Consider the following 26,088-nt stretch of genomic DNA (forward strand, 5'->3'; position numbering starts at 1 on the left):
GCCGTCCGGCCGCCCACCGGCCGCGCCCACCTGTACGCGGCCACCGCAGAAGGAGTCAGAGTGAGACCAACCCCCCATCGCCGCACCGCCGCGACCGGCGCGCTCGTCGCCGTGACGGCGCTGCTCGCCGTCGGCGTCCAGACCGGCCAGGCCACCGCCCGCACGGACGACGCCAAGGCCGCCCCGGGCAAGGTGCTCGCCAAGGCGGACAACGGCGCCCTGCCCGCCAAGCTGTCCCCCTCGCAGCGCGCGGAGCTCCTGCGCGAGGCCAACGCGACCAAGGCGGACACCGCGAAGACCCTCGGCCTCGGCGCCAAGGAGAAGCTGGCCGTCAAGGACATCGTCAAGGACAACAACGGGACGGTCCACACCCGTTACGAGCGCACCTACGACGGCCTGCCCGTGCTCGGCGGCGACCTGGTGGTCGACGCGACCAAGGGCGGCAAGGTCAAGACCGTGGCCAAGGCCAGCAAGGCCCGGCTCGCCGTGGCGAGCACCACCCCGTCCTTCGCCTCGGCCGCGGCCGAGAAGGACGCGGTCAAGGCCGCGCGGGCCGAGGGCTCCAAGGCCACCAAGGCCGACCGCGCTCCGCGCAAGGTGATCTGGGCGGCCGACGGCACGCCCGTCCTCGCCTACGAGACGGTGGTCGGCGGCCTCCAGGACGACGGCACCCCGAACCAGCTGCACGTCATCACCGACGCGAAGACCGGGAAGAAGCTCTTCCAGTTCCAGGGCGTCAAGACGGGCACCGGCAACAGCCAGTACAGCGGCCAGGTCACCATCGGCACCTCGCAGTCGGGCGGCTCGTACCAGCTCAACGACACCACCCGCGGCGGGCACAAGACCTACAACCTCAACCACGGCTCGTCCGGGACCGGCACGCTGTTCACCAAGTCCAGCGACGTGTGGGGCAACGGCACGGTCGGCGACCCGGCCACGGCCGGCGTCGACGCGCACTACGGCGCGCAGCTGACCTGGGACTACTACAAGAACGTGCACGGCCGCAGCGGCATCCGGGGCGATGGCGTGGGTGCGTACAGCCGGGTCCACTACGGCAGCAGCTACGTCAACGCCTTCTGGGACGACAGCTGCTTCTGCATGACCTACGGCGACGGCCAGGGCGACAAGAAGCCGCTCACCGCGATCGACGTGGCGGCGCACGAGATGACGCACGGCGTCACCGCCGCCACCGCCAACCTCACCTACAGCGGGGAGTCCGGCGGCCTGAACGAGGCCACCTCGGACATCATGGCCACCGCCGTCGAGTTCTGGGCCAACAACCCCAGCGACCCGGGTGACTACCTCATCGGCGAGAAGATAGACATCAACGGCAACGGCACCCCGCTGCGCTACCAGGACAAGCCCAGCCGGGACGGCCGTTCCAAGGACAGCTGGTACTCCGGCCTCGGCGGCCTGGACGTGCACTACTCGTCGGGCCCGGCCAATCACTGGTTCTACCTGGCGTCCGAGGGCAGCGGCCCCAAGGACATCAACGGCGTGCACTACGACAGCCCCACCTCCGACGGGCAGCCGGTCACCGGCATCGGCCGGGACAACGCCGCGAAGATCTGGTACAAGGCGCTGAGCGAGCGCATGCAGTCCAACACGAACTACGCGACCGCGCGGGACGCGACCCTGTGGGCCGCCGGCGAGCTGTTCGGCGTCGGCAGCGAGACGTACAACAACGCGGCCAACGCATGGGCGGCCATCAACGTCGGCAGCCGGGTCTCCTCCGGCGTCTCGGTGACCAGCCCCGGTGACCAGACCTCGATCGTCAACACCGCCGTCTCGCTCCAGGTCAAGGCCACCAGCACGACCGGCGGTTCGCTGGCCTACTCGGCCACCGGTCTGCCCGCCGGGCTGTCGATCAACTCCTCGACCGGCCTGATCTCCGGCACCCCGACCGCCACCGGCACCAGCAATGTGACGGTCACGGTCAAGGACGCGGCCGGCAAGACGGCCACCGCCTCATTCAAGTGGACCGTGAACACCTCGGGCGGCGGCAGCGTCTTCGAGAACACCACCCCGGTGGCAATCCCGGACGCCGGTGCGGCCGTGACCTCGCCGATCGTCGTCACCCGCAGCGGCAACGGCTCCGCGGCGCTCAAGGTGGACGTCAACATCACCCACACCTACCGCGGTGACCTGCAGATCGACCTGGTCGCCCCGGACGGCAAGACGTGGCGGCTGAAGGACTCCGACGCCTACGACTCCGCCGCGGACGTCAAGGAGACGTACACCGTCGACGCCTCCGCGGTCTCGGCGGCCGGCACCTGGAAGCTCCAGGTGCAGGACGTCTACTCCGGTGACGAGGGCACGATCAACAGCTGGAAGCTCTCCTTCTGACCGAGCTGATCGAGCCTTCCGGTACACCACGCGAACCAGGCGCCGCCCGGGGTGAGTCCGACTCCCCCGGGCGGCGTCTCATCGTCTCCGGCCGACGACGGGGCTCAGGTCACGAGGTCGACGACCAGCGCCAGCACACTGCAGCCGACAGCACCGTAGAAGGCGCCCGCGACGATCCGGTACAGCCGGTTCGCCCCCGGGGCCGGAGCGTCCCGGCTCAACCGCCTGCCGGAGACAAGTCCCGGCCCCCCGAGGAGCAGGAAGCACACCGCGAGGCACGACCCCGCCAGCCAACCGAGGAAACGCGCCGGGTGGACGACGTAGTACGACGCCCACGGTGCCCGGGAGACGGGCACCCGGCGCAGCAGTGCGAAGTTCGGGTCGACCTCAGCCCGGTGGTCGGTGATCTTCCCGTCGTCGGAGCGGAAGGTGCCCTCGGAGGAGGTGGTGGAGCCCTTCGAGGAGTAGCTGACCCGGTGGCTCTCCACGGTGAGGGTGCCCCGGGTCCCGGCGAGGCCGGAGGCGAACGGGAGGGCGGGCACACAGAAGCCGCCGATGAGGAGCCCCATCAGCAGCAGGCACGCGCCACCGAAGCGCACCTGGCCCTTCGGGGGGTCGATCCTGACCGACGCCCGTACAGCAGTTCTTTTCACAGGGCACGGTAGGCAGAAGCCCGCGCGCCCCAATCGCGCATTTCGCCGCAAGGCGCCAGAGGCATACGCGATCCATATCCCGCCATGGCCGCGGCCTGGCCGACGGTTGACCAACCGTTGACCAGGCCGCACAGAATGCCGCGGGTCACGTCACCGCATCAGCACCCCGGCCGCCTCCCCCGTCGACTCCGGCGGGACCGCGATCAGCCCCAGCTCCGCCCCGCTCGCCAGCAGGCGGTGCGAGGGCAGGATGCGGACGGTGTAGCCGAAGGGTCCCGTGCGGTCGAGGGTGAGCGGGCCCTCGTAGAGGCGGCGGCCGTCAAGGGACGGAGCGCCGGCCGGCTTGAGCGGGAAGGCGGTGCTGCGGGTGAGACGGTCGGAGTGGTCCACCCGGCCCGCGACGGCCTGCACCTCCACGTCCGAGGGGTCCAGCTCGCCGAGCGTGACGCTCACCCGCAGCGAGAGCGTGGTGCCCAGCTCCGCCTTGCCGCCCGGCTCGGTGTCCGAGACCGTCTCCACGTGGTCCACCGCGACGGCCGGCCAGGCCGCGCGCACCCGTGCCTTCCAGGCGGCCAGCTCACGTGCGGCGACCGGGTCCAGCGCCCGCTGGGCCTGGGCCGCGGGCCCGTAGAGCTCCTCGACGTACTCGCGCACCATGCGCCCGGCGAGCACCTTGGGCCCCAGATTGGCCAGCGTGCTGCGGACCATCTCGATCCAGCGGACCGGCAGCCCGCCCGCGGCCCGGTCGTAGAAGCGCGGGGCGACGCGCTGGGTCAGCAGGTCGTAGAGGGCCGCGGCCTCCACGTCGTCGCGGCGCACCTCGTCCATGGCGGCGCCGTCGGCCGTGGGGACGGCCCAGCCGAAGTCCGGCTCGTACCACTCGTCCCACCAGCCGTCGAGGACGGAGAGGTTGAGGCAGCCGTTGAGCGCGGCCTTCATGCCCGAGGTGCCGCAGGCCTCCAGCGGCCGCAGCGGGTTGTTGAGCCAGACGTCGCAGCCGGGGTAGAGCTTCTGCGCCATCGCCATGCCGTAGTCGGGGAGGAAGACGATGCGGTGGCGCACCCGGGGGTCGTCGGCGAAGCGGACGAGCTCCTGGACGAGGCGCTTGCCGCCGTCGTCCGCGGGGTGGGCCTTGCCCGCGACGACGATCTGGATCGGCCGCTCGGGGTGCAGCAGCAGCTCCGTGAGCCGCTCGCGGTCGCGGAGCATCAGGGTCAGGCGCTTGTAGGAGGGGACGCGCCGGGCGAAGCCGATGGTCAGGACATCGGGGTCGAGCACCCCGTCGATCCAGCCGAGCTCGGCGGTGCCCGCGCCGCGCTCGCGCCAGGAGGCGCGCAGCCGCTCACGCACCTCTTCCACGAGCTGTTCGCGCAGGGTGCGGCGCAGCTCCCAGATGTCGGCGTCGGGGATGTCGGCGACGGTGTCCCAGCGCTGGGAGCCGCCCACGGCCAGGGCGTCCTCGGCACGGCCGGCGCCGATCTGCCGGGCGCCGAGGCGGAAGACCTCGGGGGCGACCCAGGTGGGGGCGTGGACGCCGTTGGTGATGGAGGTGATCGGCACCTCCTCGGCGTCGAAGCCCGGCCACAGGCCCGCGAACATCTCCCGGCTGACCTGGCCGTGGAGGGTGGAGACGCCGTTGGCGCGCTGGGCCAGGCGCAGGCCCATGACCGCCATGTTGAACAGGTCCTCGCGGCCGCCGGGGTAGTCCTCGCGGCCCAGCTCCAGGATGCGTCCGGCGTCGATTCCGGCCAGTTCGCCGCCATCGCCGAAGTGCCGCGAGACGAGCTCGCGGTCGAAGCGGTCGATGCCGGCGGGGACGGGGGTGTGGGTGGTGAAGACGGCCCCCGCGCGGACGCACTCCAGGGCGGCGTCGAAGTCGGCGCCCTCGGCGACGAGTTCGCGGATGCGTTCGAGGCCGAGGAATCCGGCGTGGCCCTCGTTGGTGTGGAAGACCTCGGGGGCGGGGTGGCCGGTGAGGCGGCAGTAGGTGCGTACGGCGCGGACGCCGCCGATGCCCAGCAGCATCTCCTGCAACAGGCGGTGTTCGCTGCCGCCGCCGTAGAGCCGGTCGGTGACGTCGCGTTCGCCGGGGCCGTTGTCCTCCACGTCGGAGTCGAGGAGCAGCAGCGGCACCCGTCCGACCTCGGCCTTCCAGACGTATGCGAGCAGCGAGCGGCCGCCGGGCAGCGCGAGGGTGACCCGGCTGGGGGTGCCGTCGTCCTCGCGCAGCAGGGTGAGCGGGAGCTCGTTGGGGTCGAGGAGGGGGTAGTGCTCCTGCTGCCAGCCTTCGGGCGAGAGGGACTGCCGGAAATAGCCGTGCCGGTAGAGCAGTCCGACGCCGATGAGGGGGACGCCGAGGTCGCTGGCGGACTTCAAGTGGTCGCCCGCGAGGATGCCGAGGCCACCGCTGTACTGCGGCAGGGCGGCCGTGATGCCGAATTCGGGGGAGAAGTAGGCGACGGCGGCGGGCAGGTGCGGAGGCTGTTCCTGATACCACCGGCGGCCGCCGAGGTAGTCCTGCAGGTCGTCGGCAGCCGCGGCCAGGCGCCGCCGGAAGCGGCGGTCCTCGGCAAGGGCGGCCAGCCGGGGGGCGGAGACGCTGCCCAGCAGCCGCAGCGGGTCGCCCCCGGCGGCCTGCCACCCCTCGGGGTCGACGGACTGGAACAGTTCACGGGTCTCGGGGTGCCAGGACCAGCGCAGATTGCGCGCCAGTTCGCTGAGCGGTCGTAGGGGCTCCGGAAGGACGGGACGCACGCTGAATCGACGAATGGCCTTCACCCCGACGACGTTAGCGGCGCGGCGTGCCCGTGCGCGGCCAAGCGGCCAAGTGCCCGCCAAGTGCCCCCATCCGCCTGCCGGCCGCGGCCCCGTGCGGCCCCCGGCGGGGGTGCGAGGGCGATGGGACCGGCTGGTGCCGTCGCACTAGGCGGAAAGTACTAGGCAGAAATACGCCGCGCGTACAACAGCGGTCTCTAAGGCCAAATGCCGCTAAGGCCTTGGAAGACGTTGCCGCGCGCCCGTTCCCCCGAACGGCCGCCACTTACCCCGTTTCGTCACATTGCACGCGATCGGCCCAGCGAGGAGACTCCGTACGGGTGACGGAGGAATGGCCGCCTTCCCCGCACGACGCCATGGAGACTACGTACGAGTAGTTGATACGGCACGGGCATGCCCGGCCGGGGCCGGTGGGAAAGCTCACCCGGTATGCCGAGACGTCCGTCCGTCGCCCTGCTCATCGCCTTGTATTCCGCTTCAGTCCCCCTTCCGGCCACCCGAGTGAACGCCGACAGGAGCAGTCATGCCCGCACCCTGCCGACTGCCGACGGAGCAGATAGAAAGAACGGAATCCCCCTCCCCGGCCTTTGAAACGTCGTATCCGTGGAACCCGTCCGGCCAGCCGTACCCGTCGAATCTCCAGGTGATCCCATGATCGGTCGCATCCCCGTCCTGGACCTCGGCCCGCTCGTCGACTGCGGTCGCAGGCCGGTGAAGGCAGTGGTGGGCGAGGCCTTCGAGGTGACCGCGACGGTGTTCCGCGAGGGCCACGACGCGGTGGGGGCCAATGTGGTGCTGCGGGGTCCGGCGGGCCGGTGCGGGCCCTGGACCCCGATGCGCGAGCTGGCGCCGGGCACCGACCGCTGGGGCGCGGAGGTCGCCCCGGACCGGGAGGGGCTCTGGAGCTACGCGGTGGAGGCGTGGAGCGATCCGGTCGCCACCTGGCGGCGGCAGGCGGGGATCAAGGTGCCCGCGGGGATCGATGCGGAGCTGGTGCTGGAGGAGGGGGCGAGACTGTACGAGCGGGCCGCCGCCGGGGTGCCGAAGAAGGACGGCCGCGAGGCGGTGCTCGGCGCGGTCGACGCGCTGCGCGACGCCGGCCGGCCGGTGGCCGCCCGGCTGGCCGCGGCCCTCACCCCCGAGGTCACCGCGGCGCTGGCCGGCCACCCGCTGCGCGAACTGGTCACCTCCAGCCGGACGGTGCCGGTGCTGGTCGAGCGGGAGCGGGCGCTGTTCGGCTCGTGGTACGAGCTGTTCCCGCGCTCGGAGGGCGCGGTCCTGGAGGGCGCGCGCCCCCGGAGCGGTACGTTCCGCACGGCCGCCCGCAGGCTGCCCGCGGTCGCCGCGATGGGCTTCGACGTCGTCTACCTGCCGCCGGTCCACCCCATCGGCCGCTCCTTCCGCAAGGGCCCCAACAATGCGCTGAGCGCCGGGCCTTGCGACGTGGGCAGCCCCTGGGCGATCGGCTCCGCCGAGGGCGGGCACGACGCGATCCACCCGGACCTCGGCACCTTCGAGGACTTCGACCACTTCGTGGCGCGGGCGCACGAGCTGCGCATGGAGGTGGCACTGGACTTCGCGCTGCAGTGCTCCCCCGACCACCCGTGGGTGGGCAAGCACCCGGAGTGGTTCCACCACCGCGCCGACGGCACCATCGCACATGCCGAGAATCCGCCCAAGAAGTACCAGGACATCTATCCGCTCGCCTTCGACGAGGACTTCGACGGCCTCGTGGCGGAGACGCTGCGCGTTCTGCGGCTGTGGATGGACCATGGCGTGCGGATCTTCCGGGTGGACAATCCGCACACCAAGCCGGTGGTGTTCTGGGAAAGGGTCATCGCCGAAGTGGGCCGCACCGATCCGGACGTGGTCTTCCTCGCCGAGGCCTTCACCCGGCCCGCGATGATGCGCACGCTCGGCGCGATCGGCTTCCAGCAGTCGTACACCTATTTCACCTGGCGCAACGGCAAGCAGGAAATCACCGACTACCTGACGGAGCTGGCGCGTGAGTCGGCCGCCTGCATGCGCCCCAACCTGTTCGTGAACACGCCCGACATCCTGCACGCCTACCTCCAGGAGGGCGGCCGGCCGGCCTTCGAGGTGCGGGCCGTGCTGGCGGCGACGCTCTCGCCGTCCTGGGGCGTCTACGCCGGCTACGAACTGTGCGAGAACACCCCCGTGCACGCGCAGAGCGAAGAGTACCTCGACTCGGAGAAGTACCAACTGCGGCCGCGCGACTGGGAGTCGGCGGAGCGGGAGGGGCGCACCATCGCTCCGCTGATCACGGCGCTCAACCGGCTGAGGAGGCGTCAGCCCGCGCTGCGCCTCCTGCGCAACCTGCGCTTCCACCACACCGACAACGAGGCGGTCATCGCCTACTCCAAGCGCTCGGGCCCGTCCTGTGTGCTCACGGTCGTCAACCTCGACCCCCACCACACCCAGGAGGCGACGGTCTCGTTGGACATGCCGGAGCTCGGCCTCGACTGGCACGAGTCCGTCCCGGTGCGCGACGAGCTCACCGGAGAGACCTATCACTGGGGCAGGGACAACTATGTGCGCCTGGAGCCGGGCCGTTCCATGGCGCCCGCGCACGTGTTCTCGCTGCGACCGTCCTCACAGATCGGAGGGTCACCCACACCATGATCGTCAACGAGCCCGTACCCGACACATTCGAGGACACCCCCGCCAAGGACCTGGATCCCGACTGGTTCAAGCGCGCGGTGTTCTACGAAGTGCTCGTACGCTCCTTCCAGGACAGCGACGGCGACGGCATCGGCGACCTCAAGGGGCTGACGGCGAAGCTGGACTATCTGCAGTGGCTGGGCGTCGACTGTCTGTGGCTGCCGCCGTTCTTCCAGTCGCCCCTGCGCGACGGCGGCTATGACGTCTCCGACTACACCTCCGTGCTGCCGGAGTTCGGCGACCTCGCCGACTTCGTGGAGTTCGTGGACGCCGCGCACCAGCGCGGCATGCGGGTCATCATCGACTTTGTCATGAACCATACGAGCGATCAGCACGACTGGTTCCAGCAGTCCCGCACCGACCCCGACGGCCCGTACGGCGACTACTACGTCTGGGCCGACGACGACAAGCAGTACCAGGACGCGCGCATCATCTTCGTCGACACCGAGACCTCGAACTGGACGTTCGACCCGGTGCGCAAGCAGTACTACTGGCACCGCTTCTTCTCCCACCAGCCGGACCTCAACTACGAGAACCCGGCCGTGCAGGAGGAGATCCTGGCCGCCCTGCGGTTCTGGCTGGACCTGGGCATCGACGGCTTCCGGCTGGACGCGGTGCCGTACCTCTTCGCCGAGGAGGGCACCAACTGCGAGAACCTGCCGCGCAGCCACGAATTCCTCAAGCGGGTCCGGGCGGAGATCGACGCGCACTACCCGGACACGGTGCTGCTGGCGGAGGCCAACCAGTGGCCGGAGGACGTGGTCGACTACTTCGGCGACTACGCCAAGGGCGGGGACGAATGCCACATGGCGTTCCACTTCCCCGTGATGCCGCGCATCTTCATGGCGGTGCGGCGCGAGTCGCGCTATCCGGTCTCGGAAATCCTGGCCAAGACCCCGGCCATCCCCTCCCGCTGCCAGTGGGGCATCTTCCTGCGCAACCACGACGAGCTCACGCTCGAGATGGTCACCGACGAAGAGCGCGACTACATGTGGGCGGAGTACGCCAAGGATCCGCGGATGCGCGCCAACATCGGCATCCGGCGCCGGCTGGCCCCGCTGCTGGACAACGACCGCAATCAGATCGAGCTGTTCACCGCGCTGCTGCTGTCGCTGCCCGGCTCGCCGATCCTCTACTACGGCGACGAGATCGGCATGGGCGACAATATCTGGCTCGGCGACCGCGACGCGGTGCGCACGCCCATGCAGTGGACGCCCGACCGCAACGCGGGCTTCTCCTCCTGCGATCCGGGGCGGCTGTACCTGCCGACCATCATGGACCCGGTCTACGGCTACCAGGTGACGAACGTGGAAGCGGCGATGTCCTCGCCGTCGTCCCTCCTGCACTGGACTCGCCGGATGATCGAGATCCGCAAGCAGAACCCCGCCTTCGGCCTGGGCTCGTACACCGAACTCACCTCCAGCAACCCGGCGGTGCTGGCGTTCCTCCGGGAGCACGGCGATGACCTCGTCCTCTGTGTGAACAACTTCTCCCGTTTCGCACAGCCGACCGAGCTGGACCTGCGGGCGTTCAACAGCCGCCACCCCGTCGAGCTGATCGGCGGAGTGCGCTTCCCCGCCATCGGCGAGCTGCCGTACCTGCTGACGCTCGCGGGCCACGGCTTCTACTGGTTCCGGCTGCGCCGCAACGCGCCCTCCGCCGCCCAATGAGCGCCCCCCGTGCGCGCCCGCCGGGCGCGCACGGGCGTTTCCCCTCCCCCTCCCCGGGCACCCGTACCCCTGCGACCGCCGGATACGGGCCGGGCCGGGCCGATCGCCTCCGACGCACGTACGCACCTACCGCACACGGACCGCACGCACCGCACTGGCCGTCACGGCCGCACGCACCGCACCCCACGGGCCGAAAGCGCTGACCGTACGGACGATCCTCGCCCGACACGTCCCACACCGCGCACGGGCCAAAGCCGCAATCCGGGACACTTTGCCCCATCTGTCGTGTGCCCCGGGGAAAGGACGCGACGCCATGTCGGACGCTGCACCGTTCCGCCGGGAGGCCACCACCGGCCGGGGGCCCACCCCTGGCGCCCTCTCGGTCCCGCTCACCCGGCCGCGCGCCACCGGCGCCGAGCCGCGGCCGGACGACGGCCGGGAGCTGCTCGCCTCGCTCGCCCCGCTGCTGGCCGAGTGGCTGCCGCGGCAGCGCTGGTTCGCGGGCAAGGGCCGGCCCGTCACCGGCTTCACGCTCGTCGCGGCGACCGAGCTGCTGCCCCGCCCCTACGGCGGCAGCGCCCCCGGACTGCTGCACCTGCTCGTCCGCGCCCAGCAGCCCGGCCCGGCCGACGCGCCCGGACCGGCCGCGGGCACCGACGACTGCTACCAACTGCTGCTCGGCATCCAGGACGTCCTCCCCCCGCAGCTCGCCCCCGCCCTCATCGGCCGCCCCACCGGCGGCCCGCTGCACGGCCGCACCGTCTACGAAGGGCTCGCCGACCCGCGCCTGACCTCGCTGCTGCTGGAGCGGCTGCGGGTGCCCGGACGGCTCGGCGTGCTGCGTTTCACCCGCGAACCGGACGCCGCCATCCCGCCCGGCCTGACCCCCCGGCTGCTCGGTGCCGAGCAGTCCAACTCCTCGGCGGTCTACGGCGAAACGTATATCCTCAAGCTCTTCCGCCGGGTCGGCCCCGGCCTCAACCCCGACCTCGAATTGCCGCGCGCACTCGCAAACACGGGCTGCTCACGCGTCCCCGCGCCCGCCGCCTGGTTCGAGGCGGAGCCGGCGGGTGCGGGCGAGGAGCCCATGACGCTCGGCATCCTCCAGCCCTATCTGCCCGGCTCCGCCGACGGCTGGCAGCTGGCGCTGGGCGCCCTGGCCGTACGGGCCGACTTCGCCGCGTCCGCGCGCGCCCTCGGGCACGCCACCGCCGAGGTGCACCTGGCGCTGGCCGAGGCGCTGCCCACCGTCGTGCTGCGCCGCCCCCAGCTGGAGCGGCTCGCCGCCGCCATGACCGGGCGCCTGGACACCGCGGCCGACGCCGTCCCGGCGCTGCGCCCGTACCGCGAGTCGCTGCGCCGGATCTACGACGAGCTCGCCGGGCTCGGGCGGGCCGGGCGGACCTGGCGCGCCCAGCGCATCCACGGCGACCTGCACCTCGGGCAGGTGCTGCGCACCCCAGCGGACGGCCGCTGGTCGGTCATCGACTTCGAGGGCGAGCCCGCGCGCCCGCTGGCCGAGCGGCGGCGGCCGCAGCCGGTGGCCCGCGATGTCGCGGGCATGCTGCGCTCCTTCGACTACGCGGCGGCCGTCGGCCGCGCCGCAGGCTCCACCTGGGCCGAGCGGGCGCGGGCCGCCTTCTGCGAGGGCTACGCCGCCGTGCACCACGACCCCCGCGAGGACCCGCAGTTGCTGAGGGCCCACGAGACGGACAAGGCCGTCTACGAGGTCCTCTACGAGGCCCGGCACCGGCCGGACTGGCTGCCGGTCCCGATGTCCGCGATCCGCAGGCTCGCGGAGCGGGAGCGGGGGCCCGAGCGGGCGGCGGACGGAAGCCCCGTATGACGCGCCGACCCCGACGCGGCCCGTGCGCCGTCCCCCTCGCCGCGGACTTCGCCGCCGACCGGATCCGAACCACCTCATGGAGGACCACCCCGTGACCGCACGACCGCCGTCCAGCCCCCCGCCCCGCGAGCCGGGCCCCGGCCCGGAAACCGGCAGCATCCCGGCGACGTTCCTGCCCGGCCGCCCGGCCGGGACCCGGGAGCCGGTGCCGCCCCCGCGCCCGGTACCGGGCGCTTCGGCGCACCTGCCCCCGGCCGTGCCCGTCCGCCAGGCGGCCCGGGGCCGCAAGCGCGAAGGGGTGCCGGGGGCGCGGGCGGAGAGCGGTGACGGCGGGGCTCCGGCGACGCCCCGGCCTCCCCGCGCCGCATCGCCGGGCCCCGGGCCCGGGTCCACCCCCGACCCCAGGCCCACTCCCCCGCTGCCCGACCCCGGGCCGACGCCCTCACCCGACCCCGCCCCCGCGCCCGTACCCGGGCCGGGTCCGCGGCCCACGCCCGACCCCACGCCGAACGGCGCGACGAGCCCCGGCCGGGGCGTGCGCCGCGCCGAGCCGCTGGACGACGGCGAGCGCACGCGGCTGCTGCACGGCGCGCATCACGACCCGCACGGCGTTCTCGGGGCTCACCACGTGCCCGGTGGGGTCGCCTTCCGCACCCTGCGCCCCTTCGCGCGCTCCGTGGCGGTCACCGCCAAAGGGCTCCGGGCCGAGCTGCACGACGAAGGCGACGGCTTCTTTGCCGGGGTGCTGCCGCTGAGCGAGATCCCGCAGGGCTACCGCCTGATGGTGACCTACGACGGCAGCGAGCTGGAGGCCCACGACCCCTACCGCTTCCTGCCCGCGCTCGGTGACCTCGACCTGCACCTCATCGGCGAGGGCCGCCATGAAGAGCTGTGGCAGGCGCTCGGCGCGCACCCCATGACGCACGAGGGCGTCACCGGCACCCGCTTCACCGTGTGGGCGCCGAACGCCCTGGGCGTCCGCGTCGTCGGCGACTTCAACTACTGGGACGGCACCGGCCATCCGATGCGCTCGCTGGGCGGCACGGGCGTGTGGGAGCTGTTCCTGCCGGGCGTCGGCGAGGGCGCGCTGTACAAGTTCCAGATCACCCGGCCCGACGGCACCCACACCCTGCGCGCCGACCCGATGGCCCGGCGCACCGAGGCGCCGCCCGCCACCGCCTCGATCGTGCACGCCTCGCACTACGACTGGCGCGACGCCGCGTGGATGGAGCACCGCGGGGACCGGCCGGTGCACGAGGCGCCGTTCTCCGTCTACGAGCTGCACCTGCCATCCTGGCGCCCGGGCCTCACCTACCGGCAGCTCGCGGAGCAACTGCCCGCGTACGTCAAGGATTTGGGCTTCACGCACGTGGAGCTGATGCCCGTCGCCGAGCATCCCTTCGGCGGCTCGTGGGGCTACCAGGTGACCGGTTTCTACGCCCCGACGGCGCGCCTGGGCACGCCGGACGACTTCAAGTACCTCGTGGACGCGCTGCACCGCGCCGGGATCGGGGTGCTGGTCGACTGGGTGCCGGCGCACTTCCCGAAGGACGACTGGGCGCTGGCCGAGTTCGACGGCCGTCCGCTGTACGAGCACGGGGACCCGGCGCGGGCCTCGCACCCGGACTGGGGGACGCTGGAGTTCGACTACGGGCGCCGGGAGGTCCGCAACTTCCTGGTGGCGAACGCCGTGTACTGGTGCCGGGAGTTCCACGTCGACGGGCTGCGCGTGGACGCGGTCGCCTCGATGCTCTACCTCGACTACTCGCGCGAGCCGGGCCAGTGGACGCCGAACGTGCACGGCGGCCGGGAGAACCTCGACGCGGTGGCGTTCCTGCAGGAGATGAACGCCACCGTCTACCGCTGCTGCCCCGGCGTCGTGACGGTCGCCGAGGAGTCGACGGCCTGGGACGGCGTCACCCGCGCCACCCACCACGTCGGCGCGGGCGGCTTCGGGGGGCTGGGCTTCGGGCTGAAGTGGAACATGGGGTGGATGCACGATTCGCTGGACTACGTGGCGAAGGAGCCGGTGCACCGCAAGTACCACCACGGCGAGATGACGTTCGCCATGGTCTACGCCTACAGCGAGAACTACGTGCTGCCGATCTCGCACGACGAGGTCGTGCACGGCAAGCGGTCGCTGGTGTCGAAGATGCCGGGCGACTGGTGGCAGCAGCGGGCCAACCACCGTGCGTTCCTGGGCTTCATGTGGGCCCACCCGGGGAAGCAGCTGCTGTTCATGGGGCAGGAGTTTGCGCAGGGCGCCGAGTGGTCGGAGGGGCACGGGCCCGACTGGTGGCTGCTGGATCCCTCGTACGCGGCGGAGGCGGACCACCGGGGCGTACGGGACCTGGTGCGCGACCTCAACGCGCGCTACTGCGCGACGCCGGCGCTGTGGCAGCGGGACACCGTGCCGGAGGGCTTCGCGTGGATCGAGGGCGATGCGGCGGAGGACAACGTCTTCGCCTTCCTCCGCTTCGACGCGGAGGGGGTGCCGCTGCTGTCGGTCAGCAACTTCTCGCCGGTGGTGCGGCACGCCTACCGGCTGGGGGTGCCGTGGGGGGACGGGGTGTGGGAGGAGTGCCTCAACACGGATGCGGAGGCCTACGGCGGGAGCGGCGTCCGGAACCCGGATCCGCTGAAGCCGGCTCCCGTCCCCTGCCACGGCCGCCCGGCAAGCATCGCCCTGACCCTGCCGCCGCTGGCGACGGTGTGGTTGCGGCTCGTGTGAACCGGTCTGCTGTCGCGAATCACCATCGCGGCGGGGGCATTCGGTGATTGGCGACATCGGCCGGTGGCCGATGTCGCCACCGCAGCGGCGATCAGCCCCGGCGGCGCAGACCGGCGGTGCCGAGCCGGACCGCGCCGTCCGGGTGCATTCAGACCTTTTCCAGTACCTGCTGCTCGCTCTTCGCAGAAGACTCCGCCTTGCCGACGCCCCGCGGCAGCAGGAACGCGACCAGGACCGTGCCCACGCCGAGGACGACCGCGCCGACCACGCTCGTGTGGGCGACTGCGTCCGCGAACGCCTGGTGGACCGCGTCCACCATCGTCTGCGCCTGCTGCGCGCCCAGCGACTTCGCCTGCTGGGCACCGAGCTTGGGCGCGGCCTGGGCCGCGACCGTCTCGCCGACCTTCTGGGCCACGTACAGGCCGGCACCCACCGAGTCCTGCGCCGCGTCCAGGGCCTTCGCCGGAATCTTCGGACCGCCGTGGGCCGCGGCCTTGGCTGCCGCGTCGGCGAGGTTCGAGGAGTACGTCTTGGACAGCACCGTGCCGAGGACGGCGATGCCGAGCGAGCCGCCCAGCTCGATGGAGGTGCTGTTGACGGCACCGCCGACGCCGAGCTGGTCCTCGGGGAAGGACCCCATGATCGCGTTGGTGCAGGGCGACAGCGCCAGACCGATGGCCAGGCCCAGCACCACCAGCGGCGCCACGAAGTCGCCGTAGGAGGACGAGACGTCCACGCGCGTCAGCAGCGCGATGGCGACCGTGCCCACGACCATGCCAAGCGTGACCGTGACCTTCATGCCGAACTTCGGCGTGAGGACCGCCGTCAGCGCACCGCCGACGAACACCGCGCCCGCCAGCGGCAGCATCCGCACACCGGTGTCGAGCGGCGAGTAGCCGAGCACGAACTGCAGGTGCTGGGTGAGGTAGTAGAACGCGCCGAAGACGGCGAGGAAGAAGAGCGCGACGGCCATCGTCGAGCCCGCGAACGCCCGCTTGCCGAAGCGGCGCACGTCCAGGATCGGCCGCGGGTGGCGCAGCTCCCACAGGACGAAGCAGACCAGGCCGACGCCCGCGACGACGGCCGCGGCGATCGCCTTGGCGCCCCAGCCGAAGTGCGGACCCTCGATGATCATGTAGATGAGGGAGCCCGTCCAGATGACGGAGAGCAGACCACCGATGTAGTCGATCTTGTCGACGCCCGTCGCCTTGGACGGCGGGACGAGCAGCAGCGCACCGACGATGCCGAGCACGGCGATCGGCACGTTGATGAGGAACGTGGACGCCCAGCCGTGGTCCTCCAGCAGCGCACCGGCCACCAGCGGGCCGACGGCGATGGCGAGGCCGGCGGTGGCCGTCCAGATGGTGATGGCCTTGGCGCGCTCGGCCCGCGGGAAGGTGGCGGAGAGCAGCGACAGCGTGGCCGGCATGATCATGGCCGCGCCGACGCCCATCACGGCGCGGGAGGCGATCACCGCGCCCGCGCTGTCGACGAGCGAGCCGGCGACGGACGCCGCGCCGAAGACGAAGAGGCCGAGGACGAGCGCGCCGCGGCGGCTGTACTTGTCACCGACCGCGCCCAGGATCAGCATCAGCGCGGCGTACGGGACGGTGTAGCCGTCGATGACCCATTGCAGATCCGAGCTGCTCAGGCCCAGAGCCTTGGTCATGTCCGGGGCGGCCACTGTCAGGGACGTGTTGGCCATGACGATGATCAGCAGGCTGAGGCACAGCACGCCGAGCGCCGCCCAGCGCTTCTTGTACGGACCGTCCATCTCGTCGACCGGTGTCGACAACGCGAGGCCCATCGGCCCCCCTTTCGGAACTTGCACACGCTTGTGCAATTACACACTGCTGTGCAAATTACGGGACAGGGGTGCCCCTGTGCAAAATGAAGGCCCCCACCGACCGAGAAGAGAACCGATGACCGGCAGAGCCGACGCCAATCGCCGCCGCATCATGGACATCGCCCTCGCGGAGCTGCTGCGCGACGCGGACGCGAGCATGGACCAGATCGCGCGCGCGGCGGGCGTCGTACGGCGGACGGTCTACGGGCACTTCCCGAGCCGCGACGCGCTGATCGGAGCGCTCGTCGACGACGCGGCGGAAGCGGTGGCGGCGGCCCAGGCCGAGGCGCTGCGCGACGTCGAGGACCCGGCGCGGGCGCTGGCCCGCTCCATGCTGGCCGTCTGGGACATCGCGGACGGCTACCGGCTGCTGATCTCCCTGGCCCAGCGGAGCGTCACGGTGGAGGGCATCCACCGCCGCCTGGAGCCGGTGCGCCGCGAGTGCGCGGCGATGCTGCAGCAGGGCCTGGACGCGGGCCGTTTCGTCTCGCCGCTGCCGGCGGTGGCGCTGGCCTATGTCCGCGAGCAGATCCTCTTCGGCCTGATGCAGGCCGTCAACGACGGTGTCCTCGCCCCGCAGGACGCGGGCCGCAGCGCGGCGGTCACGGCCCTGACGGCGGCCGGCGTCCCGGCGGCGGAGTCGGCCGAACTGGTGGCGGATCTCTTGTCCGAGTAACCGAAAAAGCCCACCCGGAAAAGGCGAAGACCCCCACGGCGCGGCCCGGCGGTGCCGTACCGAGGCCCGGGCCGCCGTGGGGGGCGGCCCCGCCGTGGGGGTGGTCTCTGGTGGCCGTCAGACGACGGCCGGCTGCTTCTCCGGGGCCGGGGGCTCCTCCGCCGGGGTCTCGTCCGCCAGCACCGCCTCGTCGAACGGCAGCCGGCCCGCCAGCACCTCGCGCACCCGGTCCTCGTCGATCTCCTTGGTCCACGTGCCGATCAGCACCGTGGCCACCGCGTTCCCCGCGAAGTTCGTCATCGCCCGCGCCTCGCTCATGAAGCGGTCGATGCCGACGATCAGGCCGACGCCGTCGACCAGTTCGGGCCGGTGCGACTGCAGGCCCCCGGCCAGCGTGGCCAGGCCCGCGCCGGTCACGCCCGCCGCGCCCTTCGAGGCGATCATCATGAAGAGCAGCAGGGAGACCTGCTGGCCGACCGAGAGCGGCTTGCCCATCGCCTCGGCCACGAAGAGCGAGGACATCGTCAAGTAGATGGCGGTGCCGTCGAGGTTGAAGGAGTAGCCCGTCGGGACCGTGATGCCCACGACCGGCTTGCTCACCCCGAGGTGCTCCATCTTCGCGATCAGCCGCGGCAGCGCCGACTCCGAGGACGACGTCGACAGGATCAGCAGGAACTCCCGCCCCAGGTACTTGAGCAGGGCGAAGACATTGACGCCCGCCACCAGCCGCAGCAGCCCGCCCAGCACCACGATCACGAAGATCAGGCAGGTGAGGTAGAAGCCGACCATGATGACGGCCAGCGATTTCAGCGCGGCCGTGCCCGTCGCGCCGACCACCGCGGCGATCGCCCCGAAGGCCCCCACCGGAGCCACCCACATGATCATGGACAGGATGCGGAAGACCAGCTTCTGGAGGTGCCCGACGCCGCGCAGCACCGGCTCGCCCGCCGTGCCCATCGCCTGCAGGGCGAAGCCCGTGAGCAGTGCCACGAGCAGCGTCTGGAGCACCTGCCCGCCGGTGAAGGCGGAGACCAGGGTCGTCGGGATGATGCCGAGCAGGAACTGCTCGGTGGACTCGCCCGTCCCCTTCGCCTGCGCCTCCCCCGCGTGCCGCACCGCGTCCGTCAGGTGCAGGCCGCTGCCCGGCTCCAGGAAGTTGCCGACCAGCAGGCCGATGGCCAGCGCCACGGTCGACATCAGCAGGAAGTAGCCGAGCGCCAGCCCGCCCACCGCGCCGACCTTCGCCGCCTTCCGCACCGAGCCGATACCCAGCACGATCGTGCAGAAGATGACCGGCGAGATCATCATCTTGATCAGATTGACGAAGCCGGTCCCGAGCGGCTTCAGCTGCACCGCCACGCCCGGCGCGGCGAAGCCCACCGCGATGCCGACGAGGACCGCCGCGATCACGGCGAGGTAGAGGTAATGGGTCCGGTCCCGGCCCGGTCTCACATCCGGCTGTACTGCCACGGTCTCTCCTCCTCGTCGTGGTTCCCGAAGGCGTCCCGCAGACTATGCACTCCCCTTGTGACGGCGGTCACCCTTGCGTGCATTACGTACACAAACAAGCCAGGAGGCACACTGTCGGCCATGCGCATACCTCGCATGCACCGCCCCCGCAGCCTGGCCGGCAGGCTGTTCGCGGTGCAGATCGTGCTGGTCACCGCCGTGGTGGCCGGCTGCGCGGTGTTCGCCTACCTCGCCGACCGGCAGCAGGCCGAGGAGGCGGCCCGCCGTCAGGTCACCGCGACGGCGGCCACCGTCGCCGCCTCGGCGGCGGTGCGCACGGCCGTCCGCACCGCGGACCCGACCACCGCTCTCCAGCCCTACGCCGAGGACGTCCGGCACGACACGGGCGTCGACTTCGTGACGATCATGAGCCGGGACGGCATCCGCTGGACGCACCCCGACCCCGCCCGCATCGGCGCACGCTTCCTCGGCCACACCGGCCCCGCCCTGCAGGGCCGTACGTTCTCGGAGACCTACACCGGCACTCTCGGCCCGTCCGTACGGGCCGTGGCGCCCGTGCGCGAGCCCGACGGCACGGTCACGGCCCTGGTCAGCGCGGGCATCACCGTCGACGCGATCAGCGCGGAAGTAGGCCGTCAGGTCACGATGCTGATCGCCGGGGCCCTGGCCATGCTCGCCGCAGGCGGCGCCGGGACGTACCTGCTCAACGCGCGGCTGCGAAGACAGACGCACGGCATGAACGCCGCCGAACTGGCCCGGATGCGCGACTACCACGAAGCCGCCCTGCACGCGGTGCGCGAGGGGCTGCTGATGCTCGACGGCGAGCGGCGCATCGCCCTGGTCAACGACGGCGCCCGCGAACTGCTCGGCCTGCCCGACGACGCCATCGGCCGGCCCGTCGACGCCCTCGGCCTGCCCCCCGCCCTCACCGCGGCCCTGCTCGCCCCCGGCCCCCGCGTCGACGAGGTGCACCTGACCGCCGAGCGCACGGTCGTCCTCAACACCTCCCCCGTCTCCAGCGGCGAGCGGCGCGGCACCGTCGTCACCCTGCGCGACCACACCGAACTCCAGGCGCTCTCCGGGGAATTGGACTCGGTGCGCGGCTTCGCCGAGGCGCTGCGCTCGCAGGCGCACGAGGCCGCGAACCGGCTGCACGCCGTGGTCTCCCTGATCGAGCTCGGCCGCGCCGAGGAAGCCGTCGAATTCGCCACCGCCGAGCTGGAGCTCGCCCAGGCGCTGACCGACCGGGTCGTGGCCGCCGTCGCCGAACCCGTCCTCGCCGCGCTGCTCCTGGGCAAGGCGGCCCAGGCCAACGAGCACGGCGTCGAGCTGGTGCTCACTGAGGACACCCGCGTCGACGACGCCCTGCTGCCCCCGGACCTGCCCGCCCGCGACCTGGTCACCATCCTGGGCAACCTCATCGACAACGCGGTCGACGCGGCCACCGACGCCCGGCGCACCGGCGGCAAGGTCACCGTCACCGTCCTCGCCGACGGCGGCGAACTGCTGCTGCGCGTCGGCGACACCGGCCCGGGGGTCGCCCCGGAATCGGCGGACGAGGTGTTCGCCCGCGGCTGGTCCACCAAGGAACCCGACGCGGCCGCCGTGCACGGGCGCGGCCTCGGGCTCGCCCTGGTCAGGCAGGCGGCCCGGCGCAACGGTGGCTCGGTCGCGCTCGGCCGCTCCCCTTCCGGCGGCGCCGAGTTCACCGTCCGGCTGCCCCTTCCCGCACGTCGCACCGCAGGAGAAACCGTATGAGCACGCAGCCGACGACCGCCGCGGACACGATCCGGGTGCTGGTGATCGAGGACGACCCCGTCGCCGCCGCCGCGCACGCGCTGTACGTCGGGCGCGTGCCGGGCTTCGCCGTGGCGGGTGTGGTGCATTCGCGCGCCGACGCCTCGCACTTCCTCAAGCGGACGCCCGTCGACCTGCTGCTGCTCGACCTCTACCTGCCCGACGGGCACGGGCTCCAGCTCGTCCGCTCGCTGCGCAGTGCGGGGCACGGCGCCGATGTGATCGCGGTGACGTCGGCGCGCGATCTGGCGGTGGTCCGCGAGGGCGTCTCGCTCGGCGTCGTCCAGTACGTGCTCAAGCCCTTCACCTTCTCGACGCTGCGCGACCGGCTCGCCCGCTACGCGCAGTTCCGGGCGGCCGCGGGCGAGGCGAGCGGGCAGGAGGAGGTCGACCGGGCGCTGTCGGTGCTGCGGGCCCCGCAGCCGGTGGCGCTGCCCAAGGGGCTGACGCAGAGCACCCTGCAGACGATCACCCGGGCGCTGCGGGAGGCCGGGCCCGAGGGCGTCTCCTCCGGTGCGGCGGCCTCGGCCCTGGGCATTTCGCGGATCACCGCCCGCCGCTACCTCGAATACCTGGTGGACTCCGGCCGCGCCGACCGCGCCCCGCAGTACGGGCAGATCGGCCGCCCCGAACTCCGCTACCGCTGGCTCAGCGGGCGCTGACGTCCCGGGAGGCGTCAGGCGCACCGGGGCGGCGCGTGCGGGGGCGCCCGGCAGGGAACGTAGGAGGTGCCGCCCCGCGGTGTCCGCCGGGCGGCCGCCCTGACCTTGCTCGCAGGAGCCCGTAGGAGGTCGTGCCCGTGCGTCCCACCGCCCCCGTACTCCTCGCCGTCACCACCGCTCTCGCCGTCCTCCCGCTCACCGCCTGCGGCGGGGGCGGCGGCGACCCGGACACCGTGAAGATCGCCTATCAGCGCAGCACGGACAACAAGGTCCGCATCATGGACGGCTATCTGGCCGGGATCAAGAAGCAGTTCGAGCGGGAGCACCCGGGCAAGGAGCTCAAGCTCGTGCCGGTCCAGGCCGCCGAAGGCGACTACTACGCCAAGATCCAGCAGATGATGCGCTCGCCCAAGACGTCGCCGGACGTGGTGCACGAGGACACGGCGCTCATCAACTCCGACATCACCAGCGGCTATTTGAGAGCGCTGGACGACAAGCTGGCCGGCTGGAAGGAGTGGGGCCGTTTCGCGGCGACGGCGAAGGCGTCCGCGAAGGGCGCAGACGGCAGGACGTACGGCGTGCCGGACGGCACGGACACCCGCGGCCTGTGGTTCAACAAGGAGGTCTTCGCCAGGGCGGGCCTCCCCGCGAACTGGCAGCCGCACACCTGGCGGGACGTCCTCGACGCCGCCCGTACGGTCAAGGCCAAGGTGCCCGGCGTCGTCCCGCTCAACGTCTACACGGGCAAGGCGGCGGGCGAGGCCGCGACCATGCAGGGCTTCGAGATGCTGCTGTACGGGACGGGGAGCACCGATCCGCTCTACGACCCGGGGCGCAAGAAGTGGGTCGCGGGCGGCAAGGGCGTCACCGACTCCCTGGACTTCGTCCGTACAGTCTTCGCGGAGAAGCTGGGCCCCGACCCGTCGGACGCGCTCGACCCCAACGTCAGCACCAACGTGGTCACGAGCTGGCTGCCGTCGGGCAAGCTCGCCATCGACCTCGACGGCTCCTGGCTCGCCAAGAACTGGCTGCCCGACGGCAGCAAGCCGTGGCCGCAGTGGGAGCGGGTGATGGGCCGGGCGGCCTTCCCCACCCAGAACGGCCAGGCGCCCGGCCGGGTCAGCCTCTCCGGCGGCTGGACGTGGTCGATCGGCGCCAAGTCCGGCAAGGCGGACCTGGCCTGGCAGGTGATCGAGACCCTGCAGACGGCCGCCAACGCCACGGACTGGACGGTGCGCGACGGCCAGATCGCCGTCCGGGACGACGTGGCGGCCGATCCGCGGTACGTGAAGTCGCTGCCCGGCATCGACTTCTTCACCGGGCTGGTCAAGGACACCCGCTACCGGCCCGCGCTGCCGGTCTATCCGCAGGTGTCGGACGCGATCAGGGAGGCGATGGAGGCGGTCACGACCGGTGACGCGACCGCGGCGCAGGCGGCCCGGGGCTACGACGAGCGCCTGAGGACGGCCGTCGGCGCCGCGAGCGTGACGCGGTGATGTCCCGGGCCGTGCGCTGGCTGCCGCTCGCCCCGGCGACGGCGCTGATGCTGCTCTTCCTGGCCGGGCCGGTCGCCTACTGCGCGTATCTCGCCTTCACCGACACGCAGTTGACGGGCCAGGCGTCGGCCTCGTTCACCGGCTTCGCCAACTTCCGCCGGGCCTTCGCGGACGACGGATTCCGCAACGCGGTGGTGCTGACGCTGGTCTTCACGGTCCTGTCGTCGATCGTCGGCCAGAACTCGCTGGGGCTGGCGCTGGCGGCCCTGATGCGGCGCGCCTCCAAGCCCGTACGGACGCTGACGGGCACGGTGGTGATCGCGGCGTGGGTGCTGCCCGAGATCGTGGCGGGCTTCCTGCTCTACGTCTTCTTCAACCGGCGCGGCACGCTCAACGCACTGCTGGACTGGCTCCATCTGCCGCAGCAGAACTGGCTGTTCACGCTGCCGATCCTCGCGGTGTCCTTCGCCAACGTCTGGCGGGGTACGGCCTTTTCGATGCTGGTGTACTCGGCGGCGCTGGCCGGGATCCCGCAGGACGTCACCGAGGCGGCGGAGGTCGACGGGGCGAGCGGCCTCCGCCGCTGGTGGCACATCACGCTGCCGATGATCCGGCGCTCGATCGGCACCAACCTGATGCTCAACACCTTGCAGACGCTCTCCGTCTTCGGGCTGATCTGGGCCATGACGCGCGGCGGTCCGGGCAATCGGAGCCAGACGCTGCCGGTGTTCATGTACGACCAGGCGTTCCTGAAGTCGCTGATCGGCTACGGGACGGCGGTGGCGCTGCTGTTGTTGCTGGTGGGTGCGGTGTTTTCGACGGTGTATCTGCGGCTGATGAGGGAGGAGACGTGACCGGTCCGCGCGGCTACTCGATGCCCTTGAGGGACGGCCAGTCGGCGAGCGGCCGGTCGGCCTGGAGCAGGGTGTTGATGTGGGCGGTGCCGTCCTCGATGGCGATCTTCCGGTAGCGCATGCCGTCCGCGGCCCGGTGGAAGACCCAGTACTCGTTGGTGCCGCCGCCCACATGCTGCCGGTCGTGGACGGGCAGCACGAGGTCGATCCGGTCGACGCCCGCGAGACAGGGCCAGTCGGCCATGGGGTAGTCCCCCGCCTCGACGTCATTGACGTGCGGCGAGCCGTCGGCGATCGTGATCTTCCGGCAGCGGGGGCCGTCCTTGCCGCAGTGGAACACCCAGTAGTGGCTCGTACCGTCCACCCGCTCCCGGTCGGGGACGGCGAGCACCTCGTCGATCCAGCCGATCCCCGCCAGCGACGGCCATTCGGCCACGGGACGGTCGACCGCGACGACGGTGGCGGCCCTGTCGTCGGCGTCGGGCACGGTCAGCTTGCGGTAGACGGCGTCCTGACGGCCGTCGTAGTGCAGCAGCCAGTACTCGCCGGCGCCGTCGGCGTGCCGACGGTCCGGCACCGGCACGAACGCGGCGATGTCGCTCACCCCGGTCAGGGCCGGCCAGGCACCGGCGGACTCGTCGCCCTCGACGAGCGTGCTGGGGTGGGCGGCGCCGCCCCCGATCTCGATCAGCCGGCCCCACAGCGGTACGTCGCGGTGGGCGCCGCCCTGGGTGTACAGCCGCACCGTGCGCCCGCCGGCCGGGCCGGGCGCGGGGCGGTAGCCGGGCGAGGCCAGCGTCTTGCCGTAAGTCCGCACGCCGCCACGGTTCTTGAGCACGTGGTACGGCAGCGGGGCCGGTTTCTCCCCGGCGCGGTGCAGGGGGAAGGTGGCCGAGCCCCGGTGGATGATCCGGTGCCGGTTGGCGGCGGTGGGGGCGCCGGTCCTGCTGAGCCACTGGCCGCGGGGCGCGCCGCTGATGCCGCGCGGCTCCCAGCCCCGCCCCGCGACCTCCACCCGGTCGAACAGCCAGTCCTCGCCGTCCGCGATCTCCAGGGTGACGGCGTCGGGGACGCCGAAGCCGTCGGGGGCGGGCAGACAGTAGCGGGCCGTCCTCCCCCGCGCGAGGTGCTCCCAGGGCCCGGCCAGCAGGAGCGGAGGGGTGACCCGGCCGCCGCTGTGCAGCCGGAGGTGAAGGGTGCCGTCCGTCCCGGCCATCCAGTCGTCGGCGGTCCGGACGGTGACGGTGATGAAGTCGCAAGGCATGGGAGCAGCGTCTGCCGCCCGCCCTCCGCCCGCCGCGAGGGCGGGGCGGGACACCGGCGAATCTCCCCCGGATGGCAGCGCGGAAATTTTGTTGGCGCGTGCATCGGGCCTGTGATGGGGTGACCCGGGCGCCGGTCGAGGGACCGGCCGTACCACGAGGGACGGGGCGAATCATGCAGGTCAAGGGGCAGGTCGACGAGGGTTTCGGCCCGCTGGCGGACGCGTTCGCGGCCGTGCTCCCCGAGGACGGGCGCGGCGGCGGGGCGCTGGCCCTGTACGTGGACGGCGAGCTGGTGGCCAGCCTGTGGGGCGGGGCCGCCGACGCCCGTACCGGCCGGGAGTGGGAAGAGGGCACGGCCACCCAGGTCTTCTCCGCCGCCAAGGGCATCCTCTCCGTCCTCCTGCACCGCCTCGCCCAGGAGGGCCGCCTCGACCTGGACGCGCCGGTCGCCCAGTACTGGCCGGAGTTCGCGGACGGCGGCAAGGAGGCCGTCACCGTGCGCACCGTCCTCGCCCACCGGGCCGGACTGCCCGTGGTGGACGCCTCCTTGTCCTTCGAGGACGTGCTCGCCTGGGCCCCGGTCGTGGAGGCGCTGGAGAAGCAGGTGCCGCTCTGGGAGCCCGGCACCGCCCACGCCTACCACGGGATGACGCTGGGCTGGCTGGCCGGTGAGCTGGTCCGGCGGGTGACGGGCCTGACGCCGGGCGCCTACTTCCGCGAGAGCATCGGCGACCCGCTGGACCTCGCGACCTGGTTCGCCCTGCCCGAGGAGGAGGCCGCGCGCCTGGCCCGCCTGGAGCTGCCCGACCAGCAGATGCAGCTGCCCGCCGACGCGCTGATCACCCGCACGCTCACCCTGAACGGCGCAGTGGACTTCCCCGGCGACTGGGGCTCCTTCCCCCTGCTGGGCGCCGAGATACCCGCCGGCAGCGCCGTCAGCTCCGCCCGCGGCCTCGCCGCCGTGTACGCCGCGGCGGCCACCGGCCTCGGCGGGCAGCCGCGGCTGCTCGGCCGTCAGACGGTGACGGACGCGCTGCGCGAGCAGTCCTCGGGCCCGTCCTGGCCGGGCGACATGCCCGACTTCGGCGGGCGTTGGGGTACCGGCTTCATGATCGACTCCAACCCCGTCTGGCGCCCGCTGGGCGCCCGCAGCTTCGGGCACGACGGAGCGGGCGGCAACACGGCCTTCGGTGACGACGAGTTCGGCGTCGGCTTCGCCTTCGTCACCAGCCGCATGGTCGGCCCCGGCGACGACCGGGCCAACCGGCTGACGGCGGCCCTGCGCGGCTGCCTGGGCTGACGGGAGTTCCTGACGGGCG

16 protein-coding genes are annotated in these 26,088 nt (G+C 72.3%); 11 read left to right on the forward strand and 5 right to left on the reverse strand.

The window, feature by feature from the left end:
* Window positions 1–60 precede the first annotated feature (60 nt).
* Window positions 61–2,346, forward strand: a complete 2,286-nt coding sequence (locus FHS39_RS01015; protein ID WP_184345833.1) for a M4 family metallopeptidase — start codon at window positions 61–63, stop codon at window positions 2,344–2,346.
* A gap of 104 nt (window positions 2,347–2,450) precedes the next feature.
* On the opposite strand, the gene FHS39_RS01020 is transcribed toward FHS39_RS01015, so the two are convergent.
* Both FHS39_RS01020 and glgP read right to left on the reverse strand, forming a co-directional pair.
* Complete coding sequence (locus FHS39_RS01020) at window positions 2,451–2,999, reverse strand: hypothetical protein (protein ID WP_184345834.1); 549 nt, start codon at window positions 2,997–2,999, stop codon at window positions 2,451–2,453.
* A 150-nt stretch (window positions 3,000–3,149) separates the two neighbouring features.
* Window positions 3,150–5,777 (reverse strand): alpha-glucan family phosphorylase, encoded by a 2,628-nt coding sequence (glgP, locus tag FHS39_RS01025; protein WP_184345835.1) that lies wholly within the window; start codon window positions 5,775–5,777, stop codon window positions 3,150–3,152.
* A gap of 648 nt (window positions 5,778–6,425) precedes the next feature.
* On the opposite strand from glgP, the gene FHS39_RS01030 reads away from it, so the two are divergent.
* From FHS39_RS01030 to glgB, 4 genes are all read left to right on the forward strand, one after another.
* Window positions 6,426–8,417, forward strand: coding sequence for an alpha-1,4-glucan--maltose-1-phosphate maltosyltransferase (locus FHS39_RS01030; RefSeq protein ID WP_184345836.1), 1,992 nt, complete (start codon window positions 6,426–6,428; stop codon window positions 8,415–8,417).
* Window positions 8,414–10,126: a maltose alpha-D-glucosyltransferase gene (gene treS, locus FHS39_RS01035; protein ID WP_184345837.1), complete on the forward strand. Its 1,713-nt coding sequence runs from the start codon at window positions 8,414–8,416 to the stop codon at window positions 10,124–10,126. The genes FHS39_RS01030 and treS overlap by 4 nt, the downstream gene beginning before the upstream one ends.
* Window positions 10,127–10,439: 313 nt before the next feature.
* A complete protein-coding gene (locus FHS39_RS01040; RefSeq protein ID WP_184345838.1) occupies window positions 10,440–11,972 on the forward strand; it encodes a maltokinase N-terminal cap-like domain-containing protein in 1,533 nt (510 codons plus the stop codon).
* Window positions 11,973–12,063: 91 nt separating this feature from the next.
* Window positions 12,064–14,703, forward strand: coding sequence for a 1,4-alpha-glucan branching enzyme (gene glgB, locus FHS39_RS01045; protein ID WP_343069292.1), 2,640 nt, complete (start codon window positions 12,064–12,066; stop codon window positions 14,701–14,703).
* Between the two features lie 148 nt (window positions 14,704–14,851).
* On the opposite strand, the gene FHS39_RS01050 is transcribed toward glgB, so the two are convergent.
* A complete protein-coding gene (locus FHS39_RS01050; RefSeq protein ID WP_184345839.1) occupies window positions 14,852–16,510 on the reverse strand; it encodes an MFS transporter in 1,659 nt (552 codons plus the stop codon).
* A 115-nt stretch (window positions 16,511–16,625) separates the two neighbouring features.
* Here FHS39_RS01050 and FHS39_RS01055 point away from each other — a divergent pair, with 115 nt between their 5' ends.
* Window positions 16,626–17,225 (forward strand): TetR/AcrR family transcriptional regulator, encoded by a 600-nt coding sequence (locus FHS39_RS01055; protein ID WP_184345840.1) that lies wholly within the window; start codon window positions 16,626–16,628, stop codon window positions 17,223–17,225.
* A gap of 117 nt (window positions 17,226–17,342) precedes the next feature.
* On the opposite strand, the gene FHS39_RS01060 is transcribed toward FHS39_RS01055, so the two are convergent.
* On the reverse strand, window positions 17,343–18,695 hold the full coding sequence (locus FHS39_RS01060; protein ID WP_184345841.1) for a cation:dicarboxylate symporter family transporter: 1,353 nt from the start codon (window positions 18,693–18,695) through the stop codon (window positions 17,343–17,345).
* A gap of 120 nt (window positions 18,696–18,815) precedes the next feature.
* Between FHS39_RS01060 and FHS39_RS01065 the strand changes: the two genes are divergently transcribed.
* The 4 genes from FHS39_RS01065 to FHS39_RS01080 all read left to right on the forward strand — a co-directional run bounded on the left by FHS39_RS01065 (window position 18,816) and on the right by FHS39_RS01080 (window position 23,504).
* Window positions 18,816–20,453, forward strand: coding sequence for a sensor histidine kinase (locus FHS39_RS01065; RefSeq protein WP_184345842.1), 1,638 nt, complete (start codon window positions 18,816–18,818; stop codon window positions 20,451–20,453).
* A complete protein-coding gene (locus tag FHS39_RS01070) occupies window positions 20,450–21,154 on the forward strand; it encodes a response regulator (RefSeq protein ID WP_184345843.1) in 705 nt (234 codons plus the stop codon). Before FHS39_RS01065 ends, FHS39_RS01070 begins: the two co-directional genes overlap by 4 nt.
* A 137-nt stretch (window positions 21,155–21,291) precedes the next feature.
* On the forward strand, window positions 21,292–22,650 hold the full coding sequence (locus FHS39_RS01075) for an extracellular solute-binding protein (RefSeq protein ID WP_184345844.1): 1,359 nt from the start codon (window positions 21,292–21,294) through the stop codon (window positions 22,648–22,650).
* Window positions 22,650–23,504 (forward strand): carbohydrate ABC transporter permease, encoded by an 855-nt coding sequence (locus FHS39_RS01080; RefSeq protein ID WP_184346615.1) that lies wholly within the window; start codon window positions 22,650–22,652, stop codon window positions 23,502–23,504. The genes FHS39_RS01075 and FHS39_RS01080 overlap by 1 nt, the downstream gene beginning before the upstream one ends.
* Before the next feature lie 13 nt (window positions 23,505–23,517).
* Here the strand turns inward: FHS39_RS01080 and FHS39_RS01085 are convergent, their stop codons facing one another.
* Window positions 23,518–24,768, reverse strand: a complete 1,251-nt coding sequence (locus tag FHS39_RS01085) for a hypothetical protein (RefSeq protein ID WP_184345845.1) — start codon at window positions 24,766–24,768, stop codon at window positions 23,518–23,520.
* 173 nt (window positions 24,769–24,941) lie between these two features.
* Here FHS39_RS01085 and FHS39_RS01090 point away from each other — a divergent pair, with 173 nt between their 5' ends.
* On the forward strand, window positions 24,942–26,069 hold the full coding sequence (locus FHS39_RS01090) for a serine hydrolase domain-containing protein (protein ID WP_184345846.1): 1,128 nt from the start codon (window positions 24,942–24,944) through the stop codon (window positions 26,067–26,069).
* The last annotated feature ends 19 nt before the right edge of the window (window positions 26,070–26,088 follow it).

The organism is Streptomyces olivoverticillatus, assembly GCF_014203555.1.
GTDB classification, from domain to species: Bacteria; Actinomycetota; Actinomycetes; order Streptomycetales; family Streptomycetaceae; genus Streptomyces; species Streptomyces olivoverticillatus.

What these genes read in the sequence shown, in the direction of transcription:
- FHS39_RS01050 (WP_184345839.1), bottom strand. Translation starts at nt 16,510, where the DNA reads ATGGGCCTCGCGTTGTCGACACCGGTCGACGAGATGGACGGTCCGTAC.
- FHS39_RS01065 (WP_184345842.1), top strand. Translation starts at nt 18,816, where the DNA reads ATGCGCATACCTCGCATGCACCGCCCCCGCAGCCTGGCCGGCAGGCTG.
- FHS39_RS01090 (WP_184345846.1), top strand. Translation starts at nt 24,942, where the DNA reads ATGCAGGTCAAGGGGCAGGTCGACGAGGGTTTCGGCCCGCTGGCGGAC.
- FHS39_RS01055 (WP_184345840.1), top strand. Translation starts at nt 16,626, where the DNA reads ATGACCGGCAGAGCCGACGCCAATCGCCGCCGCATCATGGACATCGCC.
- FHS39_RS01080 (WP_184346615.1), top strand. Translation starts at nt 22,650, where the DNA reads ATGTCCCGGGCCGTGCGCTGGCTGCCGCTCGCCCCGGCGACGGCGCTG.
- FHS39_RS01030 (WP_184345836.1), top strand. Translation starts at nt 6,426, where the DNA reads ATGATCGGTCGCATCCCCGTCCTGGACCTCGGCCCGCTCGTCGACTGC.
- FHS39_RS01085 (WP_184345845.1), bottom strand. Translation starts at nt 24,768, where the DNA reads ATGCCTTGCGACTTCATCACCGTCACCGTCCGGACCGCCGACGACTGG.
- FHS39_RS01070 (WP_184345843.1), top strand. Translation starts at nt 20,450, where the DNA reads ATGAGCACGCAGCCGACGACCGCCGCGGACACGATCCGGGTGCTGGTG.
- FHS39_RS01040 (WP_184345838.1), top strand. Translation starts at nt 10,440, where the DNA reads ATGTCGGACGCTGCACCGTTCCGCCGGGAGGCCACCACCGGCCGGGGG.
- treS (WP_184345837.1), top strand. Translation starts at nt 8,414, where the DNA reads ATGATCGTCAACGAGCCCGTACCCGACACATTCGAGGACACCCCCGCC.